The sequence below is a fragment of the Streptomyces sp. NPDC111520 genome, from assembly GCF_055635295.1.
This window is the reverse complement of record NZ_JBVKBW010000010.1, coordinates 259,513-281,548: the sequence shown is the minus strand read 5'-3', so window position 1 is coordinate 281,548 and position 22,036 is coordinate 259,513. Positions and strand designations below refer to the sequence as shown.

Genomic DNA, 22,036 nt, shown 5'->3' with positions numbered 1-22,036 from the left:
GACGGCCACACCGAGGCCCTCCCTCGGCCTCCCCGGCCCGTGTTCCCGCAGGCCCGAGGGCAGCAAAAGACCCCCCACGCACCCGCCAGAGCCCACCTACCCTTGCTGCCTTCCGGCCCTGGGGGGTTTCAGCGAGATAGCGCCACGTGAGGGGCTGCGCCCAGCCTACATGATCGGATCACCCGGGAACGAGTTCGCGAGCACTCCCTCCGGTCTAGTAATGTTTGCCGCGGAGGATTCGCCTAGTGGCCTAGGGCGCACGCTTGGAAAGCGTGTTGGGGGCAACCCCTCACGAGTTCGAATCTCGTATCCTCCGCCAGTGCCTCACCGGGCACGTTGTCGAAGGGCCCCACCGGTCGCGGTCGGGCCCTTCGACGTTCTCCGTCTCAGTTTCCGTCTCAGTTGGTATCCGGCGAGCTCCACAGCGCGTCGCCGACCTGGCGAGCCACGTTCTTCAGCACGGGTCCGGTCACGTGCATGTACCGCGAGCGCATCCGAGCCGAGCCACCGGGTTCCCAGCCCATGATCGCGTCCACGACGACATCCGGGACGCCGAGCAGAAGTAGGACTGTCGCCGCGGTGTGGCGAGCGTCGTGCAGCCGGCCATCCCGTACTCCCGCGAGCTGAAGCAGCTCCTTCCAGTGGTGGTAGTCCGTGTTCGGCACCAGTGGCGAGCCGTCAGGCTGAGCGAAGACGTAACCGGCGCCCTGCCAGGTGTCGCCGGCGGCGATCCTTTCGCGCTCCTGTTCCTCCAGGTGGCGACGGAGCAGCTTGATCAGCGGGTCCGGCAGGCCGATGGTGCGGCGGCCGGCCCGTGACTTGGTCGACTTGTACTCGCGGCGTACCTGCTCGCGCTGGGGGCAGTACCCGGCTTTCCTGCCGCAGTCGCCGCCGCAGCCATGCGCGTACTTCGGGCGAAGGCGGTTCTTGCGGGTGCGGAGGTATCCGGTCTCCAGGTCGATGTCCTCCCAGTGCAGACCCAGGGCCTCTCCCTGTCGCAGCCCGAGGGCGAGCGCGATCACCCACCGAGCGCTGTTGCGTCGCTTCGATGCCTGCAAGAGCAGGCTCTGAACCTCCTCGATCGTGTACGGCTCGATCTCTTCTTCTTCGAGGCGAGGTGCTTTTGCGATCTCTGCGGCGTTCGTGGGGACGTGCCCGCGGCGCAGGGCCTCCCCGATAGCCGTGCGCATAGTGCGGTGGGCATGGTGTGCCGTACCGGCGGCGCTGCCGCTGTCCTGCATCTTCCGGTAGAAGCGCTCCAGGTGCTCCGGCTCCAGCCGGTCCAGGCCGTGCGCTCCCAGGCCCGGCACCAGGTGGACGCGGACATCCACCTCGTAGCCGTCGTAGGTGTTCTCCGACACGTGCGGCCTGGCGATGTTCTCCACCCAGTGCTCAAGCCACGTCTTCACCGTCCAGGCCTTGCCCGGCTTCCGCAGCTTCTTCTCATCACGCAGCCGCTCCAGCTCCCGAACAGCCTTGGTGACCTCCGCTCGGGACGTCCGCTCCACGTGGCGCGGTCGGGCCTGCCGTCGTCGCGGACGCCCACGGTCACACGGCCATGCCACTTTCCGTCCTTGCCAAAGTAGATCGACGACGCGCCGTTGGGCTGCCGTGTCCTCTGTCGGTCCGTCATGCACTCCCCCTCAGGCAGCCACGATCGTGTGGGTGGTTCGGCGAAGCCTCGCCACATAGGCGGGGAGAGCGTCAGCGGGGACTTTGCGCAGCCGGCCGACAGTGACCGACTCGATCTCTCCCGAACTGATGAGGCTGTAGCAGGTGGTCCGGCCGATCCCGAGTCGCCGAGCGGTCTCTTCCACGGTGAGGAGCAACAGCGTGGGGTCTCCCGCCCCCAACAGGTCATGCAGTTCGTTCACGGCCATGTCCCCTCCTCATCGAGTTCCTTCAAGGCTTCGCGGGCGGTTTCGCGGTTGAGCTGGAGGTCCCGGGCGATCGACGCGGCAAGGACGGATTCGCCGGGGGTGTGGCCGTGTCCGGCGTAGGCCCAGTGGGCGAGGACGAGCGTGGTGGCTTCCGGGGAGTCGTCGGGGTCAGGCAGGCCGAGGGCTTCGCGTTGTTGGGCGGCACGGTAGTCGGCTCGGACCTGGCGCAGGGCGCCGAGGGTGGTGGAGTAGCGGCGGGATTTGGTGGAGAAGTGGCCGCGGAAGCCGAGCATGTGGGCCCAGTCGAGGAGCTTGCGGTCGGGGTAGAACTTGTGGAGGTCGAAGCAGGCTTCGATCAGGCGGCGCGGGTGCGGGGGGACGCCGAGGAGTACGAGGGCTTCGCGGTTGCCGACCCGGCGGTCGACGGTGCCGGTGGTCTCGGCGGCTTTGGTGGCGTACTTGGCCACGTAGGAGGCCACAGCCTGTTCGGTCAGCTCCCCATCCGTGCCAGCGTCAGCAGACCGGATGGGCTGGACATCGAGCTGCGTACCCCAAGTGAGGGTGCGAGCTGGGTAGTCACCGGCCGCGGGAACGGGCACAGAGACGCGACGTGCAGCTGCGCGGATAGCGTCGGTGAGCAGGTCGAGGGTCGCCCACGGTGGGGGCGGGGAGTCGGGTCCGTCCGGCCCGTCGAAACGGACGACGGCGTGGAAGTGGACGGCGCCCCGGCGTTGGTACTCGGCGACCTTCCCGAACGAGACCCGGCACCGTTCGCGGGCGGCTTTCTGAGTGAGGCCGGCGCGGGCGGCGATCTCCCGGCGGAGGTAGCTTTTCGCCCGTGCCGCCACATCGGACGAGGCGAAGACCCTGCAACTACCCCCCGGCGAACCGGTCGTCGAGCTCCATCGGACGACCTACACCGCTTCCGGCCTGGTGATCGAATTCGCCATCGGCGTGCACGCAGTCTCGCGCTTTGCCTGGGAGTACGACTTCAAGGTGCCCGACTCCGCCAAGGACAGAGAAGGCCAGCAGTGATCTCAACACAGGATTGGGCAGACACACGGCGCCTGTGGGACTACCACCAGATGGGCCGCACGCCCCGTCCATGCTCGGTTGCCGTCGGCCTCGGCAGCCACGACCTGGGCGTGGCCGACACGGCGGTGGACCTGTACAAGCGCGGCATGGCGCCACTGCTTGTGTTCACCGGGACCACCAGCCCCACGACCCGCGAACGCATGCCCCGCGGTGAAGCCGTCCACTACCGGGAGCGGGCACTTGAGCTCGGTGTCCCCGGCTCAGTCGTGCTTGTAGAGCCCCTCGCCCGCAACACGGGCGAGAACATCCGCTTCACCCGAGACTTGCTTGAGAAGGCCGGGATCGATGTGTCCTCGGTCCTGCTGATCAGCAAGCCGTACGAGGAGAGGCGAGCGTTCGCCACGGCACGCAAGCTGTGGCCCGAAGTCGAGATCATCAGCGCTTCCACACCGATGATGTTGGGCGAGTACGTCGACTCCATCGGCGACGCTCGTCTAGTGATCGACATGCTTGTCGGTGCCCTACAGCGGCTGCTGATCTACCCCGAGCAAGGCTTCATGATCAGCCAGCCGGTGCCGGACGACGTGATGGCCGCGTACAAACGGCTGCGCCTGCACGGCTTCACAAGTCGGCTCATCACCACTGACGCCACCTCCGCTTAGCGGTTGAGCGCACGCGTCACGCTGCACGACTGCCCTTCGCGTTGCACTATGACCTACATAAAGTAGTCGACGGTTCCGCCTCCTCCTTGGATGCGAGGAGGCAGATCGTGAGGCTGTGCCTGCCCGGAGAGAAGGCGGGCGAGGTATTCCGTCAAACCGCAGTGAAGGTCGGTCCAATGATCGCTCGCCGATCCGACCACCACAGTCCACTCATCGGGGGTGTCACCCCCCGTACGCCAGTAGAACTCATCCCCTTCGACCGAGGAGCCCCACACGAGGAGTCCATCTGGGTCAGGGAAGACCTCGAACCCACCAGTCATGTCCTCATCCCGGAGACCTTGCAGGTTCTCCAGTTCAGTACGACACCGTTCCACGAACTCCCCTTCCCGGCCCGGCTTGGGCCTGCTCACGTAGAGGAAGTCGGAGACGATCAACCCGGGGTACCAGTCGGCCAGCTCCACATAGTCGCTAGGAAGATCCGTTCCGAGCAACTGAGCTATCGCCACCCAGTCGATGCCACGAGGCCGTGCCCGTCGATGCTGGCGCAAGTCCGGCACCACGCCCGCAAGCCGTTCGACGCTCAACGCTTCCCCCTCAGAAACCGCGGGCCCTCAGTAGGACCTGTTACAGGTTTCTCTACCTCATCAAGACGCTCCCGCCGCGCAGAGCGCGGCGGCGCGCGGCCCGGCGCCTCGGCCCGACGCTCCAGTCTTCGCCCCGCTCCGGCCCGGCCGCCGGCCGCCCGCCAAACGGCGAAGGGTTGCCGAGGGGAAACCCGCTGTGGCTGGGGCGGTCGGCTCCACGGCTTTACACAGCCACCATGGGGCGAGCCTCGAAGATCGGGGCCCGCATCGGGCTATTGCGGGCAGGCAAGGAGCCAGCCCGATTCGCGGCCAGCGTACGGGCCCCGATCTCTCGCCCCATGGCAGCTCCCGTGCAAAGCCGCTACGCCAACCTTGACGCCGGGCGAGCGGAGGTCACCGGGGAATCTCCTGCCCGGCCTCGGTAAGGACGAGCGTGAGGCGACCCAGCCACTCGAAGTCGTCCGGGTACTCCCAGTTGTCAGCATCGGCCAGCAAGGCAGGAAGGTCGTGCCGAGGGATGGATGGTCCAGGCTGAACTCCCGGTGTGCCGTCAACCGCGGTCCAGGGGATGTAGCGGGAGACTTCAATCCACCCCTTGTCGATCAGCGGCAGAAGGATTGCCGCAAGCTCGGTGGGACCGGCGGATGCCAACGGTTCATCCAGATCTCCCCGGACGCCCGGCAGGATGTCAATCTCCGTCGCATTGATCATGAATGCGCGCTCTGCTGACGACAGCTCGTCTGTTGCGGGATAGCTCACCTCGGGATTGTCCCAGTTGCAGAAGACGCCTCACCATCGCAAGCTCTCGGGCCGTTGCCGGGCCGTCAACGGGTGGCCAACAGTGACAAACGGCGACAGCGGTCGACCGACAACCCGCAGGTCAGAAGATGGACCATCGAAGGAAGCGCAGGTCGGGGCGGCACCAAATCACTTCCAGAAGAACTGTGCGCGACCTCCGAGATCAGTACACGCGGGCCGCGGCGGTAGTGTCCAGACCGAGCACGTAGGTCATCAGAAGCCGAGGACAAGACATGCAGGCCGCAGACTGGTACGCCCTCGGGCTGTGCGTTGGGGTCGGCCTCATCCTGGTTATCGCTCCCTTGGTGATGTCCGGCAAGCGGGCCCACTGGCAGAACAGCGTGTGGTGGAAGAAGGCCTACGTCGCCGTACTCACGATCTTGGCGCTCTCCCAGACGGACACGGTCATCCGGATCGTCACGACGGTGACCGCAGTCTGCGCTGCCTACGCGCTTGGCCGGCGGAAACCGTCGCGCCAGTAGTTCGCGTCGACGGACGCGTGCCACGTCGGGCGGGGCCGTACGGGGAACCACGGGGAACAGCGGTGAGAGCACAGCATTTCTGCAGTTGAGCGTCTGCCCAGGCGGGGCCCGGTCCACAGCCTCAGTCTTCCAAACTGGTGCTCCGGCCGTAGCTTGACCACCTGCGCCACAGCGTGCCGCAAGACGTATGGTTTCGGTCGTGAAGGCTCCCTGGGTAAGACGTGGTGGTTTTTGGCTCGCTGCATGGGTCATCACCACATTGCTGTTCTGGTTGATGCGGAAGGTGACCGACGAACCAGCAGGTTGGATGGCATCTGGAGTCTTCGCCCTGTTCGCGCTGGTTGTGGGCGAGTTGTCCCCACGGTGGCACCGCTACCGGCGATCAAGAAAGCAGGCCCGTGCGCGCTCAGCGGCTGCCAGCGAATAACGAAGTCGGTCGCCCCGGGCCGTCTCTGGGCCGTCCGAGGGCGCACAACGCTGACAACCGTTGACGGCACAGCCTCAGGTCACAGCGTTGATCACTCACGAGGTCCCAGGTGGGTAGGGCTTCGCACCACTTCCAGAAGAAATGACAAGAGCATCCGTAGACGAAGCCGAGGGGGCATCGTGATCTCGCTGCGTTGCATGGCGACGCGATTGGTCGATGACGACTTTCCGGGGTGGGTCGAGGTCGCACTGATCGACGCTCATGATCGCGCGTGGACGATCATAGACAAATGTCCGATCTTCGGTGGTCCGGAGCTTGGGCCTGACACGACCTATCCGGTGGAGATCACGGTGGACTGCAGGGTGCTTGACCCCGTTGCCGATCTGACGGCCGGCGGTGTGGTCAAGATTTCTACTGATCCCCACGGTGTCACCGCCGTTGACGGGACGGACGAGTTCGACGTCAAGACGGATCACCTGGTCAGCAACCCGCGATAGTCGTATGCCCGTGCCACTCTCGTGCCGGAAGGGGCGGGGAATCAGGGGGAATCGCGGTACGCAGGGGGAAGCGCCGCTGACTCCATCCAAGGCTGGGAACCTCCAGGTCAGACCGTGATCGCCCCACCTCGCTCCTAAAGAGGTGATCGCGGATCCTGGCGCGGTGCACCATGCAGCGATGCGAGTCTTCGGCAGTCCAACGGCGGCACCCAGGATGCTGCTACTCAACGAGGTGAGGTTCGATCCGGATTGGATCTTCCGCCTCGAACGTCCTCTGTTTCTCTTGCCAGGAGATCGGGTCTCCATGGATGGGGGGCGTCTTCTGGTGCAACGGGCCGGCGGCCGGGAGGAGTACCCAGCTGCCGACCTCGCTCCGTGGTGCAGGCGTTAGCGGCTCGTCTGACGGCCGTGCCCGCTGCGTGCCCGATCGAGCGGATAGCTGCGGTCAGTCAGAGTCCGCTACGTGCTGCGGCACGGCTACGCGTGCCCCCCGTTTCCCCCGATCAGAACCACTTTCCCGCCCGCCAAGCCCGGTGATTCCCAAGCCCAGAGCCCCCAGGGTAATCCGCTTCCCGCGAAGTACGGCCTCAGCTCATTGCAACATCACTGTCCGTCACGCCAACGATCGGGGAAACCATGTCGGGTGAACGTGTCACCGTCTGCCTACCACCCTCTGCCGGCTCTGATGTGCCAGGCGCCATAGCGGCTGCCGTTGCGCCTTACGACAGGAACAGCGACATCGAGCCCTACCAGGGCGAGTGGGACCACTGGCACCTCGGAGGGCCGGGCAAGGAGTTCACCGTGGTCCCCGGACACGAGCACGATCCACGCCTGCTCAGGGAGCCGCTCACCTCGCGCGGCGAAGTACGCAACTGGGTGCCGTCCCTGTGTGACGGCGGCCCCCGCGGCCTGCTCGACTTCGAGGCCATGCGTGCCCATGCCGCAGCGGAAACCGAACGCCTCTGGAAGGAGCGAGACGACTTCGCCGCCGCCTCGATCGAATTCGACCTTCCTGCTGTCTACCGGCTCCAAGCCAAGTGGGCGGTCCCCACCGAACACCTGCTCACTCTCGACGGCGTATGGACCGATGGGTCGATTCCCTCACGGCCCGGGTACGGCAACGAGTACCTCTCCTTCGCCAATGCCTACGTCGACAGCCTGGCACCGGACATCCTGGTCATACGTCTCCGCATCCACTGCTGACGCCACTGCGGCACGCCGCGTGCTCCAGGTGGCCCCGCGGGACAACCCTTGGCTAGGGAAGTCCGTCTCAGTTTCCGTCTCATTCATCGGCGTCCAGACCCATTCGCCTGTGTGTCTCAGTAGCTCTGAACCACTCCGCTGAATTGGGCCGGAGGCATATCGACTGTCGTGAACAGGCTCCTAAGGCGCACCAACAGACTTGGAAAGCGTGTTGGGGGCAACCCCTCACGAGTTCGAATCTCGTATCCTCCGCCAGTGCCTCACCGGGCACGTTGTCGAAGGGCCCCACCGGTCGCGGTGGGGCCCTTCGACGTTCGTGGTCTCAGCTGGTCTCCGGCGGGCTCCACAGCGCGTCGCCGACCTGGCGGGCCACGTTCTTCAGCACGGGTCCGGTCACGTCCATGCACCGCGAGCCCGTCCGGGCCGAGCCGCAAGGTCCCAGCCCATGATCGCGTGGCTGGCCGGCCTCACTACGACGTGCGGGTCACAGACGTACTGCTCGACCGCTGGAGGGCCGAGTTCGAGGGCATCGGCCCGGAGGGACTGCTCATCGTCGTGTCGAGGCTGTTGGGCGCACCAGCCGGCCAGTGGGAGGGTGCGGCGGCGGGTGAGCTCACGGATGAACTGAGGAGCGCAGCCGTCGCATGGGCACAGGGTTGGTTGTCCGGATAGCCGGGCTCGACCTGTGCCTGATGCGTGCCCGATCGGGCGGTGAAATGCGGTCGATCAGGGTCGTGGACACGTGCCGATGTGACGGTTCGGGCAGCCCCGTGGGGCCGGTGAGAGGGGATCCGATGCCTCTCGTAGGCCAGCGCTTACGATCGGGGATGTGTCTGCCGAAGAACCCAGTGTCGTCTGGGCCTTGGAGGGTTACAGCAAGATCGACGGCTCTCTCGTCAGCGAATCCCCCATCACCCGCGAGCAGGTCATGCAGCTTCGCGCAGTGATCGGGCCCGATCCAGACGATCCATGGATGATCTTTTGCTACCCCGTACCCGCCGACAGCTGGTCGGCGGTGGACAGGATCCTGAGTTGCGGCGAGCCAGACGCCAACCTTGGCTACCTGACCAGCGCTTACGCCGCCTCATAACCGGTGTGTTGTCGGCCGAGTACCAAGCCGATCGACATCACCGGTTGACATCAACGTGGATGGATCACCACGAAGCAGGGCGGCCTCGTACCGACCAGAGGCCGCCGGCGTTGGCGCCTTCTCTCAGCCGCATGGAGCCGGGCCCGAACTTGTAAGGCGATGCTCACGAGGGCTGGATGCCTCGTCCTGCCTCTGTGAGGCTGCGGGGTGAACCGACGGCAGCATGAAACATCGCCGCTTCAAGTGGCCTCGTACTCGCTGACACATGCGGTCCGCCGATCGAACCCAACTCCACATCAGGAGCCGCCGTGAACGCGCTCACAGCAATTGCGGGGGAATCCATGTCACCGCACAGCGAAGCCATCACCATGATGATCTTGGGCTTGGGGGCAACGGTCTTCGGCTTGATCGCCGTCAGGCATACCGACTTCTTGCTGTCATACAGCAACCAATCGCAGCAGGATTTCCACGACGCCTATGGGTGGCCTGCACCAACCGCTGGCACACGCAAGTTCAACCGCATCATCGCCAAGCTCGTCGGGTGGGGGCTGGTGGCCGTCGGAGCAACTTTCGCGATCATCGGGATCTTCAACCTCGTCGCACGGTAGGCACCCTCACGATGCCGAGGCGTCTCAGTTCCCGTCCGACTCGCCAGCGTCCAGCGTCGTTCATCAACGAGTGCGCTGTCGACGCCATCACCACACCTCGCACCCGGGTCAGTACCCGGCCGCCGTTGCCGGTGGTGCCGTCGCCGGTGGCCGCACCCGCGTACCGGACCGCCCCGGAGTCCGGCAGGGTGGCCTGCAGGCCTGGTTCTGAGAGGATCCGGCGTGTTCAACTTCGGGATCGAGGGCTACCGGCCTCAATGGCTCAGCGGCCGCTCCGCGGTCATGGCAGGCCACGGTCGGCAACTACGTGCGCTGGTCGGCCGGCGGCTGACCCATGTCTGGCTGGTCTGGGACGTTCAAGACGACGAGTGGTTCCCCGACTGCCCTGTGCTGCTCGACTTCGCCGGCGAACAGGTCGAGATCAACCACCACAAGTTCGACGACCTCTCCCTCACATGGAACACGGTCGATCCCCACCAGCCGGTCCTGTGGGCGGACTTCGATCTCCAATGGCGCCATGACGTGCGCCCCGAATGCCACGCCCTCCAGGGCCAGGTCCTTGAGGACGTGGAGCTCCTCGAATGGGCCGGGAGGGACATGGCCCAAGGCAGCGTCGCTGTCAGCTTCCGATTCCCCCACGGTCAACTGACCATCGCCAACGGGCTCGATGAGAACGAGATCACCTTCGGGGCGCCGGATTCCTGCTACCGGCGTCACTCACTGCGCTGAGGCACCCCCGGCGTCGCTCGCGCCCCGCTGCGCGCCGGAAGGTCGGCCTGATCACGTCCCGGGTGGGTCGGGCGTGGGGCGAGGGGATTCCAGGCGGAGGACGAGTGCACGCAGGGCGCGAAGTTCTGCGTCCAGCGCCTGCGCGCCTTGGCGGGTGAGAGCGATCCAGGTTCGGGGGCGCCGACCGGCGTAGCCCTTCTCCACGGTGATCAGGCCTGAGTCCTCCAGCACCTTCAGGTGCCGGGAAAGGTTTCCGTCGGTGACGGCAAGCTGCTTCTTCAGGAAGCCGAACTCGACTCGATCGGCCTCTCGGGCGATGGTGAGGACGCCGAGGCGCACACGCTGGTGGACGGTGTCGTCCAGCGACTGGGTCGGATGGACGCCTTCCGGCTCATCCGACCCAGCGGTCGAGTCCTCGACACTCATGGTGCGACCGTACCGGCACCAGTGGCGTAGGGCGTCGCTCGACGACGGGCCACAGCCCACTCGGCCAGGCCGGCGAGGAGCAGGAGGGCGGCGAGCAGGAGCGCTTTGGCCTGCGGTCCGTCGGTCCAGTCGGGGTGTACGGGGTGCTGCCAGGGGAGCCATCCGCTGCCCCAGGAGGCCCCGAGGTAGCCGGTGAGCAGCAGGGCGTGAGAGATGCCGGCGGCTACGGCGAACCAACTGCGTTCGGCGATTCCGAGGGCCAGGAGTCCGATGCCGACGAGGTACCACGGGGAGGCGTAGTTGTTCTCCAGCAGCTCGGCCTCCCACGGTTGGTTCCTGGCGAACAACAGGGCCATCAGGGCCGTCGTGATCGCTGCGGTGGCCACGGCGGTCGTGCGGATCCACACACCGCGGCGGGGGACGACGCCGCGGTCCTCACCACGCAGGCGGTACCAGCGCGCGAAGACGAACCAGGCCAGGGGGAGCAGCGAGAACCACACGCCCCAGGCCGTGGAGCGCAGGACGGCCCCGTCGAACTCCCCCTTCAGACAAGGGGCCCCTGGTTGATGGACGACGCACAGGCCACTCAGCTCGGCGTAGGCAAAGGCGGGATACGACCCGATGTAGCGGCCGTGGGCTCCGAAGTTGAAGGCGTACCGGGCGATTGGGGCAGCCGCCAGGGCAAGCAGGCCGAAGCCGAGCAGGGCGACCCGCGAGCCGTTCATCTGCGCGCGGGTCCTGACCCGCAGGTCTTCCGTCGCCGCCAACAGGCCGACCGCACGCGCCCTCGGTTCGGATCCCGCGCTGCTCGGTGATGGCGTCCCCATGGTGTCCCCCTGTGGTCGCACTTCGTGAGCGCTTCGGGAGCACTCGCAAGCGGGCCGCCGGTCGGTCGGCCACTCGAACTTTGCGATACAAAGTACCTTGCAGTCAAGAGCAGTTGTGGCCGGTTCGCCACCTTCGGGTTGGGCCCTGATCTTGCAAGCGCTTGTCGGACATACTGTCCGCGTGGATCGCATAGGCACGTACACCGTCGAGAAGAAGCTCGGCGAGGGCGGCATGGGCACGGTCTACCTGGCGCGGTCCCGCGGTGGCCGTGCGGTGGCGGTGAAGGTCGCCAGGCCGGAGCTGGCCTCCGACCCCGCCTTCCGTGAGCGGTTCCGTGCGGAGGTGGCGGCGGCCCGTACGGTGGGCGGATTCCACACGGCCCCGGTCGTGGACGCCGACCCCGACTGCGCGACGCCCTGGCTGGCGACCGCGTACGTGCCCGGACCCACGCTCGCGGAACTCCTCGCCACCGGGGGCCCGTTGGACGAGCCGAGCCTGCGGAGCCTGGGTGCCGCGCTCGCGGAGGCGCTCGAGGCCATCCATTCCTGCGGTCTTGTCCACCGGGACCTCAAGCCCGGGAACATCGTCATGGCCGAGGACGGCCCCCGCGTGCTGGACTTCGGCATCGCCCGCGCCGTGGAGTCCACCCGGCTGACCGCTACGGGAGCGGCCTTCGGCACCCCCGGGTACCTCGCTCCCGAACAGGCGCTGGGCGAGGACGTCACGGGCGCCGCCGACATGTTCGCGCTCGGTGTGGTCCTGGTCGCCGCGGCGGGCGGGAGCGCGTGGGGCGAGGGAACGCCGATGTCCTTGATGTACCGCGCGGTCCACGAACCCCCGGACGTCGCCGTGATCCCACCGGACCTGCGCGAGGCCGTGACCTCGTGCCTGGCCAAGTCCCCCTCGGCGCGCCCGACGCCCTCCGCGTTCCTGGACCTCCTGACCGTTCCCCCGGCACCGCCCGCCGTGCCCTCGGCGGACCGTGTCCCCACGGCCTACGCGGCAACGGTCTCCGCGCCGCGGCCGCCGGAGAGGCCGGGGCGGCCCCCCGTCCCGGACCCCTCCGGTCCGGAGGACGACGCGCCGTCGATGGTCGCCGCCGACCGGGCGGCGAGCATCGCCGCGGACGGCGACGGGATCGCGTTCCAGCTCGACCACACCACGGCCGAGTTCGCCTGGTCCGAGATCACCGCCGTCGAGTACGGGGCACACCGACGCGGCAGGCAACTCGTGGTGAAGGTCTACCTGCGCGACGGCACCTACACCTGTGAGGTCAGCGCCCACCGCAAGGCCGATGTCGACGCGTGGCTCGAACAGCTCGAAGACGTGCTCGACTGGCACTTCGACACGTAGGAACCGGGCCGGCCACCGATCAGAGGGGCCTCGGGATCCCGTGGGCCTCGAGCGCTTCGGTGCGTGGTCCGGTCGTGTGCGCGATCATCCCGCACCGGGCGGGGGGCGCACCCGCGCGCCCCGGCCCGTGGGGGCCGGGGCAAGGGGCGTGCGGGGAGGGTCAGCGGACGGTGGAGCGGGCGGCCTGCTCGATGATGCGGGTGACCGCGTCGGGGCGGGAGACCGAGACGGCGTGGGAGGCCTTGATCTCCACGGTGTGGGCGTGCGCCCGCTCGGCCATGAAGCGCTGGGCGGCGAGGGTGATGTTCTTGTCCTGGGTGGTGACGAGGTCCCAGGACGGGATGGTCCGCCAGGCGGCGCCGGCGGCCTTCTCGTCGAAGACCGAGGCGGCCACGGGGCGCTGGGTGGCGGCCATCTGCTCGGCGACGGTCTTCGGCACGTCGGCCGCGAACTGGGCGCGGAACTTGTCGGCCTTGATGTAGAGGTCGGTGCCGGTGCCGCCGCCGGGGAGCGGGAAGGGCACGGGGTTGAGGGTCTCGCCGAGGGTGCCGCCGGGGAACTTGTCGGAGATCTGCGTGACGGTCTCGCCCTTGTCCGGGGCGAAAGCGGCTATGTAGACGAGCGCCTTGACGTTGGGGGAGTCCGCGGCGGCCTCGCTGATCACCGAGCCGCCGTAGGAGTGGCCGACCAGCACGACCGGGCCCTTGACGCTCTCCAGGAAGCTGTGGACGTACGCCGCGTCGCTCGCCAGGCCGCGCAGCGGGTTGGCCGGGGCCACGACGGGGTAGCCCGCGTGCTTCAGGCGGGTCACCACGCCGTTCCAGCTGGACGAGTCCGCGAAGGCGCCGTGCACCAGGACGACCGTGGGCTTCTTCTCCTGCGGGTGGTGCGCGGCCTTGGCGGCGTTGGCCGGTGCCGTGGCCGTCAGCGTGAGCGCCGCGACACCTGCGGCGGCGCCCAGGACGGCGGCGCTCTTGCGGGTGGGGCGGAGGACGGACTTGAGGTTCACGGTGGCTCCTTGGCGTACGGCGCCCGGCAGGCGCGCCGGACAGGTGGTCGGTCCCGGGGCGTCCGCTCCGGCCGATGACGAGAAACCTAGCGTCCATTTAAGTTGTGTGCAAGTTAATCGGGTACGAGCCCATAGCTCACGGGGAAGGTGCGACAATGTGGGCCGGAAGACCGACCGACCAACCGACCGACGGAGGGGGAGGGAATCGTGAACGACGACACCCGCGCACCCGGGAACGACGACCTGGCGGAGCCCTCGCTCCTGCTGGACAACCACTTCTGCTTCACGCTGTACGCCGCCTCGCGCGCCGTCACCGGCGTCTACCGCCCCCTGCTGGACGCGGTCGGCCTGACCTACCCCCAGTACCTGGTCATGGTCGTGCTCTGGGAGCACCGCACCGTGACCGTCAAGGAGCTGGTGGCCGCGCTGCACCTCGACTACGGGACCCTCACGCCGCTGATCAAGCGCCTGGAGGCGCACGGCCTGCTCAAGCGGCAGCGCCGGGCGGACGACGAGCGGGTCGTGGAGGTGGCGCTGACCCCGGAGGGGACCGCGCTGCGGGAGCGGATCCGCAATGTCCCGCCGGCGATCGGCGAAGCCGTGGGGCTGACCCGCGAGGAGATCGCGACCGCTCAGGACCTGCTGCGCCGGCTCACGGCCAACGTGGACCGGCACACCGCGGGCGCCGCGACGACGGCCTGACCGGCCGCTTGACGTGGTCGCCCCGGGCCACAGAATGGTCCCGCGGCGTTGACCACGTGTGTGCCGGGCGCACGCGTCCGGCGGGGGATGAGGAATGCGACTGCCCGAGGAGCCCGCGGGGCGTGTGGTGGGGGAGGCCGAGTTCGACGCGTTCTACGCCGCGAGCGTCGGTCGCCTCGTCGGTCAGCTGTACGCGATGACCGGCGACCTCGCGGAGTCCCAGGACGTGGTGCAGGAGGCGTTCGCCCGGGCTTGGGAGCACCGGGCCGAACTCGACCTGGACGGTGCGCCCGAGGCCTGGGTGCGCACCGTGGCGTGGCGCCTGGCCGTCAGCCGGTGGCGACGCGTGCGCACGGCGCTGACGCTGGCCCGCCGGCAGGGACCGCCCCCGGCCGTGCCGCCGCCGGAGCCGCACCACGTGGTGCTCGTCGAGGCGTTGCGGCAGCTCCCGGAGGCGCAGCGGCGGGCCGTGGTCCTGCACCACCTGTGCGATCTGCCGGTGGACCAGGTGGCGGCCGAGACCGGCTCCCCGGTCGGCACCGTGAAAGTGCACCTCAGCCGTGGGCGGGCGACGCTCGCGCGGCTGCTGGCGCACACGGAGGCGGACCCCGGGGCGGAACGACTTCCGGAGGGCAGGCGTGGCTGACGGCACCGAACTGGGCAGGCTCCTCGCCCAACTCGCGGAATCCGGCCGGGGACGGACCGTACCGGTGGCCGCGGAGCAGGTGCGGGCCCGTGGCGAACGGCGCCGCCGCCGCGCCCGTACGGTGCGGGCGTGCGCCGTGGCGGTGCTCGCCTGCGCGCTGCTGGGCGGCGGCATCGCGCTGGCCGGGACCACCGGGGGGCCCGGGCCGGCGGCGGTCTCGCCCTCGCCGCCGCCCTCGTCCTTCGTCCGCCCGACCCCCGCGCCGGGCGAGGAGTACGCCGGCGAACTGGGCCTGGTCCACGAGGCGGTGGTCCAGGGCGACATGGTGCGGGTCACCGTGCGGCAGCTGCGGGCGACCGGGGACGGGCCGCCGGTGCCCACCGGGGTCGTGCACACGCTGACGCTGCCGCGCACCACGCCGGTCGAGACGCTGCGCCTGTCGGACGGCCGCCCCGCCGACCGCGAACTGGGCCAGCTGGTCGGCCGGCTCGCGGGCGGGCCGCGGTGGACGTTCGAGATCGACTACGACGCGGAGGGACGCGTGGCGTCCCTGCGGGAGGCCGGTTAGCGCGGCGGAAGGTTGTTACCGGTCCATGACATTCCCGGTGTAACCCGCGGGGCGGGCCGGTGCGTAGAGCCTGTGCACGCCGCCCGTACCCGACCCCGACCCGATGGGACCCACCGTGTTCGCCTCGCCCTCCGCGCGCCGCCGCGCCGCCACCGCCCGGCTCGCCGCCCTCGCCCTCACCACCCTCACCACGCTCGCCCTCGGCGCCTGTTCGGGGGAGGGGACGGACGGCGGGCCGACCGGACGCACCGACGCCGCCGCCTCGCCCGTCCCGGCGCCGAGTTCGGCCCCCGCCTCGCCCCCGGCGACGCCCCGGGCCGAGGACTCCGGAACGCCCTCCCCCGCCCGCTCCACCGGGGCCCCGGCGGCGGACGGCGGGACGGACGGCGTGGCGGAGCGCCCGGCGGACGGCCCCACGGGCACCCCGTCACCGCAGGCGCCCGCGCGCTGGGCGGGCAGCAAGCAGTTCGTGCAGGTCGAGAGGGCCTGGATCGAGGGCGGGCACACGTACCTCTCCGTGCGCGCCGCACGCAGGGAAGTCCTCACCGGACCGATCGAGGGGTGGCAGCTGATCCCCGGCAAGGGCCCTTACACGACGGTGCGCATGGCTACCGCGGGCCGGGTCCTGCTGTCGGTCCCGCTGGGTGACGTGGCCATTCCCCACGCCTACTCCCAGGACCAGTTCATCCGCCGGTGGTGGGCCCAGCCCGCCGACGAGCGGGACTGGCTGGGCTACGACGTCAGCTTCGACCGCGACGGCGAAGTGGTCAGGCTCCAGTCGATCTACCGCGCCTGACCGCCGCGGCGGGACAGGCGCGGACGGGCGCGGACGGGTCCCGGCCCGGGGACGGGCCGGGACCCGGGTGCGCCGGGCGACCGGGAGGGTCAGGAGGTCAGCGCGGCCTGGCCGCGGTCCGCCCGCGTCGGTCCGGCGGACGACGGCCGCACGTCGAAGTCGAACATGGCGGTCGGCACGTACAGGGAGCAGCACGCGTTGGGGATGTCGACGATGCCGCTGATGCGCCCCTCTATCGGGGAGGACCCGAGCAGCAGGTACGCCTGCTCGCCGCTGTAGCCGAACTTCTTGAAGTACTCGACGGCGTTGAGGCACGCGCGGCGGTAGGCGAGCGTGGCGTCGAGGTAGTAGTTGGTGTCCGTGTCGTGGTCGACGGAGATCCCGATGAAGGTGAGGAAGTCCGAGTAACGCGGCTCCACGTTGCCGGGCATGAACACCGGGTTGGTCGAGATGCCGTACTTCTCCATGCCGCCCTTGATCAGGTCGACGTGGAAGTCGATGAAGCCGCCCATCTCGATGGCGCCGCAGAAGGTGATCTCCCCGTCGCCCTGGCTGAAGTGCAGGTCGCCGCCGGAGAGCTTGGCGTCCTTCACGAGCACCGGGTAGAAGACCCGCGAGCCGCGCGTGAAGTTCTTGATGTCGTGGTTGCCGCCGTTCTCACGGGCCGGCACCGTGCGGGCGCCCTCGGCCGCGATGCGCGCGGCGAGGTCGCCGGTGGCCGTGCCGGCCAGCGCGTTGGCGGAGTCCGGGGGGACGGCCAGCGGTGGGACGCGGTCGGGGTCGGTGTCGATGAGCGCCTTCTCACGGGCGTTCCACCGGCCCAGCAGCTCGGCGGAGGGGGCGGTCCCGAAGAGTCCCGGGTGGGTGATGCCGGTGAAGCGGATCCCGGGCAGGTGGCGGGAGACCGCCTGCTGGCCGTGGAAGTCCCACACCGCCTTGTAGGCGTCGGGGAAGTAGTCGGTCAGGAAGCCTCCGCCGTTGGCCTTGGCGAAAATGCCGGTGTAGCCCCAGCCCTGGCCCGCGGCGTCCCCGCTCTGCTGTGGGACGGGGCCGAGGTCGAGGATGTCGACGACCAGCAGGTCGCCGGGCTCCGCGCCCTCCACGCCGATCGGTCCGCTGAGCATGTGGGGGATGGTGAGGTCGATGTCGCGGACGTCGTCGGCGGAGTCGTTGTTGCCGATCTGGCAGTCGGTCCAGTCCCGGCACTCCATCCGGAACTCGGCTCCGGGCTTCACCATGGCGACGACGGGAATGTCAGGGTGCCACCTGTTGTGTCCTGGGGTGTCCTGATCGCGCATCGACTTGGTCTGGTCCACGCTGAAAACTACTTCGGGCATGACAGCCTCTCTTTTCTGATCCGGTCAGGACGGTGGTCCCGTGCCTCGGGGGCGCCGGGGCCGGCCGGACCCGCGCCTAACCCGGCGATCCGGACGACGCGGCGGCCCGGGCCTGTTCCCGCGATTTCCTGGTGAGCGGCCACAACGCCGCGAACACGACCACACCGAAGGCACCCAGGGCGATGGCGATCTCGGTGGTGTGCTTCCAGTAGCCGGACAGCAGCAGCGCCGCGGGGATCACACCGGTGACCCAGCCCTCGATCGCCGTCACCCAGCCGACGTAGGTGCTCAACTCCGTTTTCCCGAGACCGAGCACCAGGAAGAACAAAGCCCAAAGGAACGCCCAGTACAGCCAGATGACACCGAACGGGTAGTCCTTGAAGAGATGGAAATTCACGAACGAGTACCCGAGGGCGACAATCGCCACGAACAGGGAGTACCAGCCGACGCAGATGTTGTCGATTTCCGCGAGGAGGACGATACCCACGTAGAGGTAGGTGAATCCGAAGAGGTAGAGCCCGGACGCCGCCAGGATCTTGTCCTGGTCACCGTTGGCCGTGAAGATGAGGTACGTCGGGGTCAGCACCTGCAGTGCACCCACGAAGAGGTTGAACACCGCCGCCGACTTGGGGTCGACCTTCTGCAGCAGCAGCAGGCCGTTCATGAACAGCACCGCACCGACGAAGAGCAGTCCCACGTTGGCCACGGGGACGCACCTCCTAAGTCCGCGTGGGGACGGATTGCCGCCGGTACGCCACCTCGTCCCGCATCGGCGGGAGCGGGGTCCGTGCTCCGGCTTCTACCCCCCTGAGCAGCTACGACTCGCCGATCACCGCCCTCGCGCTAGGGCTTGGGCAGCCGGGCCAGCGCCGGATGGGGCCGCGGCCGCTCGCGCGGCGGCGGGGCGGACACGACCTCCGGCATCTCACGGGACTTCTCCTCCCGTTCCCGGGAGACGGCGAGCCCGTGCGGCGTGACGGCCAGGGAGGGCGAGGAGAACACCCGCCGGGACTCGCCCGCGCAGGCGGGGCAGTCGTGCGTCGCGGGCGCGGAACCGATCGTCAGCCTGACGTCGAAAGGCCCGCAGTCGTTGCAAAGGTATTCGTAGGTCGCCATGAAGTCGCCTCCGGTCATCGGCGCACCCGGGTCAACCTCGACGTCTGCGGCACACCCCGTTGAGCGCACGCCGGGGGAACAATCCCTATATCAAGGAGACGCCTCCGCAAGGTGGTTGTCAAGGTCGGCCGAAGGCACCCGGAGTGCCCCGGAAGGCAGTTCGGGAGTTCCCTTTCCGGTGCTCCGGGAAACATTGCATTTCCATTTGCCCCGCCTTGTCGCCCGGGTCCGGAGCGCGGATATACCGCATCGCGGGCGCGACCGCATTCCGGGACCCGGGACGTCTGCAGGCCCGTCCTCCCGCCCCGCGGACGCCGGAACGAGGGGGTGGGACGGGGGTGGGACGGGGGTGCGCGACGGGCCGGGGGCGATGCGGGCGGTATGACCGCTGTGAGGCGGTTCACTGCTCTTTTCCTGGACGGACACCACTCGCGGCTTTAGCGTTCATATGCATCGGCCTTTTCCGTGAATGCAGTGGCAATGGAGCCCCGCTCATCGGACGGCACACAACGCTTCGCACGGAACAAGGCGAACGCCGGAGAGGTGGAGAAGTGAGCATGGACGCCGTGTGGGTCCGTGGCGTGAACGGCCTTCAGATGCACCACGTCACCGACCTCCAGGACGCCGGCAGGTTCCTGGGCAACGCAGCCATGGCCCTGCGGGCCGCACACGTGCGGACCGGTGCCGAGCGCTACCAGGGCCTCGCCACCGAGCTCAAGGCCCTGGTGACCCGCATACGGGAGCTGGAGGACGAGGCCCGGTCCGCGATGCACGAGCTGCACGCGACCGACCCGGAGCGCTTCGCCCGTTGCCGTGACGGCCACGAGCCCTGGCCCGGCGAGATCGAGGCCGGGTTCATCCCCCGCCACACCTGCCGCGACGAGTGCCTTTACCACGACCGCGGCGTGCTCGAGGCGATCACCCAGTGCACCTGCGGCCGGCCGCCCTGCCAGGCCTGCCAGATCGGCGGCGAGCCCGTGCCCGCCTGATCCACCGCGCACCGCGGCCGCTCCCGGGCGGCACGAGGGCCCCGGCCTCCGACGAGGCCGGGGCCCTCGTCGTACCCCCTGCACCCCGGGCGGCCGGCTACACCAGCAGGACGAGCAGCAGCACGGCCACCACCAGGACCGCCGCCGCGATCACGAGTCCGTACGCGACCCGGCGACGGGAGGGCAGCGTCAGCACCTCGATGCCGTCGGCGCCCGGGAACGCGTAGTGGACGCGGTCGGGGTCGGTGGGGACGGTGATGCGCGCGAGGGGCAAGTGGCGCAGCACGATCCGGCGGTGGGCCTCTCCGGCGCGGACGGCGAGGTGCGGGGCGAGCGCCTCGGCGTGCGCGGCGTCGAGATCGCCGGGCAGCGGGTCATCGCCGGTCAGCACGGCCTTGCGCCACCGGCCCAGGCGGGCGGTACGCCGGCGGACCGGGAACGGCGGCCGTCTGCGGGGCCGGCGCACCAACTCCTCGTGGCTGCGCTGCTCGATGACGCCGCCCACCCAGGTGGTGACGACCCCGCTCCCCCCGCACGCCTCGTGCGCGACGGTGCCGTCCCCCTTGCACGTCGGGCAGTCGACCAGGCCCGACCCCGAGCACTGCGGGCACTTCGTGCGGGCCCGCCCGGCGCAGGTGGGGCACGCGGCGTCGGGACGACGGCACTTGGCGCAGCGGACACGCCGGGGCACGGTGCGGGACGCGGTCGCCTGCGCGGCGCGTCCCTGGTCGCGGTCCTTCGTACGCGGCCGCGGCCTGCCGGTGCCGTCGCACTCGGCGCAGGACTCCAGTCCGCGGCAGTCGGGGCAGGCCGTCGTCGGGTCGCAGGGGAGCCGGCCGCGGCCCTCGCACCGCTTGCAGACCCATGCGCCGTTGCCGCACTCGCAGGTGTTGTGGCGTACGGACCCCTCGCGCACCAGCTCGATCCGGCGCAGGGAGCCGTGCTCGGCGGGCGGCCCGGGCCGGTGGCCGGCGAGGTGGGTGTAGGTGGCGAGCGCGGAGAGGTCCTTGCGGCCCTTCTCCGTCCTGGCGGTCTCCTTGCGGGTCTCGGTGGTGCGGCGGATGCGGCAGTCGAGCACGGAGTGCCAGGAGAGGTCCGCCCTGGCGGAGGCTTCGAGCCGGACCGCGCCGCCGGCCGCGGAGAGGTGTCGCGCCAGGGCTTGGAGCATCTCGTCGTCGGACGGTGTACCGGACGGGTCCTCGGCCATGACGACCACTCCCCTCGACGGGCGCGAGACGCGCTGTCGGCAGGGTACGGGCGTACCTGACGATCCATCAAGATCGGGGGCGGGAAGGGCCCTTGTGGACCCTCCCCGCGGCCGGCTCAGCTCTCGCCGGTGGTGGTGCCGCCGCTGCCGTAGGGGCGGGTGATGACTTCCATGCCGTGGCCCGCCGGGTCCGTGAAGTAGACGCCGCGGCCGCCGTCGTTGTGGTTGATCTCCCCAGGCCGCTTGCCGTGCGGATCGGCCCAGTAGGTGAGTCCGGCCTCCTGGATCCTGCTCAGGATGCCGTCGAAGGCGGTCTCGGGGACCAGGAAGGCGTAGTGCTGCATGACGATCGTCTCCGCCGGGACGGTGGCGAAGTCGAGGGTGACGCCGTTGCTCAGCTGGAGCGGGACGAACGGGCCCCATTCCTCGCCGGCCCGCAGACCGAGGATGTGCGCAAGGAAGTCGGCGGATTCCCGGTTGTCCGGGGCGTGCACGATGGTGTGGTTCAACTCGACTGACACGGTGGGATGCCTCCGTAAGGCATTCTCACGGGCACCTCCATGCCTCACCCGGCCGGTGACCGGCACGCGATGCCGTGCCTTCGATCCTATGCCCGGCCGTAATCCGGTGGGCCGGGGCCGCCGGCGGCCCCTACGGTGGACGACCGGACCGGCCGAGGAGGACGACGATGACGGACACCGTGACGCTCTGGCGCCCCACCGGGCCGGAGGAACTCGCCCTGGTCGAGGCGTCGGGGTGGCGGGAGTGGCCGCCGCGGCTGCCCGAGCAGCCGATCTTCTACCCGGTGCTCGACGAGGACTACGCGGTACGCATCGCCCGCGACTGGAACGTCCCCGCCTCCGGCGCCGGTTACGTGACGCGCTTCGAGGTCGAGGCCGGGTTCGCCGCCCGCTACCCGGTGCGCCAGGTGGGCGGCCGGACGATCCTCGAACTGTGGGTGCCGGCGGAGGAACTGCCGGAGTTCAACCGGCACATCGTGGGCCGGATCGAGGTCGTCCACGAGTTCCGGGCCGCGTAGGGGTGCCGCGGCCGGGACCCGGGCC

General features: G+C 69.3%; 25 protein-coding genes, 1 tRNA gene, 1 other RNA gene and 3 pseudogenes. 16 read left to right on the top strand and 14 right to left on the bottom strand.

Annotated features, from left to right (window positions below; translation table 11 throughout):
• Positions 1-62 precede the first annotated feature (62 nt).
• Positions 63-159: signal recognition particle sRNA small type (gene ffs / locus ACZ7MY_RS25090), an RNA gene on the bottom strand.
• Positions 160-231: 72 nt separating this feature from the next.
• Between ffs and ACZ7MY_RS25085 the strand changes: the two genes are divergently transcribed.
• Positions 232-319, top strand: a tRNA-Ser gene (locus ACZ7MY_RS25085).
• A 79-nt stretch (positions 320-398) separates the two neighbouring features.
• On the opposite strand, the pseudogene ACZ7MY_RS25080 reads toward ACZ7MY_RS25085, so the two are convergent.
• The 3 genes and pseudogenes from ACZ7MY_RS25080 to ACZ7MY_RS25070 form a co-directional block, all read right to left on the bottom strand.
• Positions 399-1,633 (bottom strand): annotated as a pseudogene (locus ACZ7MY_RS25080) (tyrosine-type recombinase/integrase).
• A 10-nt stretch (positions 1,634-1,643) separates the two neighbouring features.
• A complete protein-coding gene (locus ACZ7MY_RS25075) occupies positions 1,644-1,880 on the bottom strand; it encodes an excisionase family DNA-binding protein (protein WP_499604912.1) in 237 nt (78 codons plus the stop codon).
• Positions 1,871-2,710, bottom strand: a pseudogene (locus tag ACZ7MY_RS25070) (replication initiator); the annotation flags it as partial. The pseudogene ACZ7MY_RS25070 and the gene ACZ7MY_RS25075, both read right to left, overlap by 10 nt.
• Between ACZ7MY_RS25070 and ACZ7MY_RS25065 the strand changes: the two are divergent.
• Together ACZ7MY_RS25065 and ACZ7MY_RS25060 are read left to right on the top strand one after the other, a co-directional pair.
• A pseudogene (locus tag ACZ7MY_RS25065) lies at positions 2,709-2,915 on the top strand (UTRA domain-containing protein); the annotation flags it as partial. The pseudogenes ACZ7MY_RS25070 and ACZ7MY_RS25065 overlap by 2 nt on opposite strands.
• Entirely contained in the window at positions 2,912-3,577 is a 666-nt protein-coding gene (locus tag ACZ7MY_RS25060; RefSeq protein WP_499604910.1) for a YdcF family protein, read from the top strand. The pseudogene ACZ7MY_RS25065 and the gene ACZ7MY_RS25060, both read left to right, overlap by 4 nt.
• Positions 3,578-3,630: 53 nt before the next feature.
• Here ACZ7MY_RS25060 and ACZ7MY_RS25055 read toward each other — a convergent pair whose 3' ends face one another.
• Complete coding sequence (locus ACZ7MY_RS25055; RefSeq protein WP_499604908.1) at positions 3,631-4,083, bottom strand: SMI1/KNR4 family protein; 453 nt, start codon at positions 4,081-4,083, stop codon at positions 3,631-3,633.
• 471 nt (positions 4,084-4,554) lie between these two features.
• A complete protein-coding gene (locus ACZ7MY_RS25050; protein WP_499604906.1) occupies positions 4,555-4,920 on the bottom strand; it encodes a hypothetical protein in 366 nt (121 codons plus the stop codon).
• A 272-nt stretch (positions 4,921-5,192) separates the two neighbouring features.
• Between ACZ7MY_RS25050 and ACZ7MY_RS25045 the strand changes: the two genes are divergently transcribed.
• The 6 genes from ACZ7MY_RS25045 to ACZ7MY_RS25020 all read left to right on the top strand — a co-directional run bounded on the left by ACZ7MY_RS25045 (position 5,193) and on the right by ACZ7MY_RS25020 (position 9,995).
• Positions 5,193-5,441 carry a hypothetical protein gene (locus tag ACZ7MY_RS25045; RefSeq protein WP_499604904.1) on the top strand — a complete coding sequence of 83 codons (249 nt, stop codon included), beginning with the start codon at positions 5,193-5,195 and terminating at the stop codon, positions 5,439-5,441.
• A gap of 606 nt (positions 5,442-6,047) precedes the next feature.
• Positions 6,048-6,365, top strand: coding sequence for a hypothetical protein (locus ACZ7MY_RS25040; RefSeq protein WP_499604903.1), 318 nt, complete (start codon positions 6,048-6,050; stop codon positions 6,363-6,365).
• A 636-nt stretch (positions 6,366-7,001) separates the two neighbouring features.
• Positions 7,002-7,568, top strand: a complete 567-nt coding sequence (locus ACZ7MY_RS25035) for a hypothetical protein (protein WP_499604901.1) — start codon at positions 7,002-7,004, stop codon at positions 7,566-7,568.
• 829 nt (positions 7,569-8,397) lie between these two features.
• Complete coding sequence (locus ACZ7MY_RS25030) at positions 8,398-8,658, top strand: DUF7683 domain-containing protein (RefSeq protein WP_499604899.1); 261 nt, start codon at positions 8,398-8,400, stop codon at positions 8,656-8,658.
• Between the two features lie 308 nt (positions 8,659-8,966).
• Positions 8,967-9,266: a hypothetical protein gene (locus tag ACZ7MY_RS25025; protein ID WP_499604897.1), complete on the top strand. Its 300-nt coding sequence runs from the start codon at positions 8,967-8,969 to the stop codon at positions 9,264-9,266.
• A 222-nt stretch (positions 9,267-9,488) separates the two neighbouring features.
• Positions 9,489-9,995 (top strand): hypothetical protein, encoded by a 507-nt coding sequence (locus tag ACZ7MY_RS25020; protein WP_499604896.1) that lies wholly within the window; start codon positions 9,489-9,491, stop codon positions 9,993-9,995.
• 51 nt (positions 9,996-10,046) lie between these two features.
• On the opposite strand, the gene ACZ7MY_RS25015 is transcribed toward ACZ7MY_RS25020, so the two are convergent.
• The gene (locus tag ACZ7MY_RS25015) at positions 10,047-10,421 is read right to left on the bottom strand and encodes a winged helix-turn-helix domain-containing protein (RefSeq protein WP_499604895.1); all 375 of its coding nucleotides are present in this window, start codon (positions 10,419-10,421) and stop codon (positions 10,047-10,049) included.
• Positions 10,418-11,188, bottom strand: a complete 771-nt coding sequence (locus tag ACZ7MY_RS25010; RefSeq protein ID WP_499604893.1) for a hypothetical protein — start codon at positions 11,186-11,188, stop codon at positions 10,418-10,420. The genes ACZ7MY_RS25015 and ACZ7MY_RS25010 overlap by 4 nt, the downstream gene beginning before the upstream one ends.
• 241 nt (positions 11,189-11,429) lie before the next feature.
• On the opposite strand from ACZ7MY_RS25010, the gene ACZ7MY_RS25005 reads away from it, so the two are divergent.
• Positions 11,430-12,602: a serine/threonine-protein kinase gene (locus tag ACZ7MY_RS25005; RefSeq protein ID WP_499604892.1), complete on the top strand. Its 1,173-nt coding sequence runs from the start codon at positions 11,430-11,432 to the stop codon at positions 12,600-12,602.
• 160 nt (positions 12,603-12,762) lie between these two features.
• Here ACZ7MY_RS25005 and ACZ7MY_RS25000 read toward each other — a convergent pair whose 3' ends face one another.
• On the bottom strand, positions 12,763-13,611 hold the full coding sequence (locus ACZ7MY_RS25000; RefSeq protein ID WP_499604890.1) for an alpha/beta fold hydrolase: 849 nt from the start codon (positions 13,609-13,611) through the stop codon (positions 12,763-12,765).
• Positions 13,612-13,815: 204 nt separating this feature from the next.
• Here ACZ7MY_RS25000 and ACZ7MY_RS24995 point away from each other — a divergent pair, with 204 nt between their 5' ends.
• From ACZ7MY_RS24995 to ACZ7MY_RS24980, 4 genes are all read left to right on the top strand, one after another.
• Positions 13,816-14,313, top strand: a complete 498-nt coding sequence (locus ACZ7MY_RS24995; protein ID WP_499605046.1) for a MarR family winged helix-turn-helix transcriptional regulator — start codon at positions 13,816-13,818, stop codon at positions 14,311-14,313.
• 94 nt (positions 14,314-14,407) lie between these two features.
• Positions 14,408-14,959 (top strand): SigE family RNA polymerase sigma factor, encoded by a 552-nt coding sequence (locus ACZ7MY_RS24990; RefSeq protein ID WP_499604888.1) that lies wholly within the window; start codon positions 14,408-14,410, stop codon positions 14,957-14,959.
• Positions 14,952-15,527, top strand: a complete 576-nt coding sequence (locus ACZ7MY_RS24985; RefSeq protein WP_499604886.1) for a hypothetical protein — start codon at positions 14,952-14,954, stop codon at positions 15,525-15,527. The genes ACZ7MY_RS24990 and ACZ7MY_RS24985 overlap by 8 nt, the downstream gene beginning before the upstream one ends.
• A gap of 103 nt (positions 15,528-15,630) precedes the next feature.
• Entirely contained in the window at positions 15,631-16,323 is a 693-nt protein-coding gene (locus ACZ7MY_RS24980; protein ID WP_499604884.1) for a hypothetical protein, read from the top strand.
• Between the two features lie 89 nt (positions 16,324-16,412).
• Here ACZ7MY_RS24980 and fmdA read toward each other — a convergent pair whose 3' ends face one another.
• The 3 genes from fmdA to ACZ7MY_RS24965 form a co-directional block, all read right to left on the bottom strand.
• Positions 16,413-17,660: a formamidase gene (gene fmdA, locus ACZ7MY_RS24975; RefSeq protein WP_499604882.1), complete on the bottom strand. Its 1,248-nt coding sequence runs from the start codon at positions 17,658-17,660 to the stop codon at positions 16,413-16,415.
• 76 nt (positions 17,661-17,736) lie between these two features.
• A complete protein-coding gene (locus ACZ7MY_RS24970) occupies positions 17,737-18,366 on the bottom strand; it encodes an AmiS/UreI family transporter (protein ID WP_499604880.1) in 630 nt (209 codons plus the stop codon).
• Between the two features lie 137 nt (positions 18,367-18,503).
• Positions 18,504-18,794, bottom strand: a complete 291-nt coding sequence (locus ACZ7MY_RS24965; RefSeq protein WP_499604878.1) for an FmdB family zinc ribbon protein — start codon at positions 18,792-18,794, stop codon at positions 18,504-18,506.
• Between the two features lie 539 nt (positions 18,795-19,333).
• Here ACZ7MY_RS24965 and ACZ7MY_RS24960 point away from each other — a divergent pair.
• Positions 19,334-19,765, top strand: a complete 432-nt coding sequence (locus tag ACZ7MY_RS24960; protein ID WP_499605044.1) for a hypothetical protein — start codon at positions 19,334-19,336, stop codon at positions 19,763-19,765.
• Positions 19,766-19,862: 97 nt separating this feature from the next.
• On the opposite strand, the gene ACZ7MY_RS24955 is transcribed toward ACZ7MY_RS24960, so the two are convergent.
• Together ACZ7MY_RS24955 and ACZ7MY_RS24950 are read right to left on the bottom strand one after the other, a co-directional pair.
• Complete coding sequence (locus ACZ7MY_RS24955; protein ID WP_499604877.1) at positions 19,863-20,972, bottom strand: hypothetical protein; 1,110 nt, start codon at positions 20,970-20,972, stop codon at positions 19,863-19,865.
• A 116-nt stretch (positions 20,973-21,088) separates the two neighbouring features.
• Entirely contained in the window at positions 21,089-21,493 is a 405-nt protein-coding gene (locus tag ACZ7MY_RS24950; protein ID WP_499604875.1) for a VOC family protein, read from the bottom strand.
• Between the two features lie 167 nt (positions 21,494-21,660).
• Between ACZ7MY_RS24950 and ACZ7MY_RS24945 the strand changes: the two genes are divergently transcribed.
• Positions 21,661-22,011 carry a hypothetical protein gene (locus ACZ7MY_RS24945; protein WP_499604873.1) on the top strand — a complete coding sequence of 117 codons (351 nt, stop codon included), beginning with the start codon at positions 21,661-21,663 and terminating at the stop codon, positions 22,009-22,011.
• Positions 22,012-22,036: the final 25 nt, after the last annotated feature.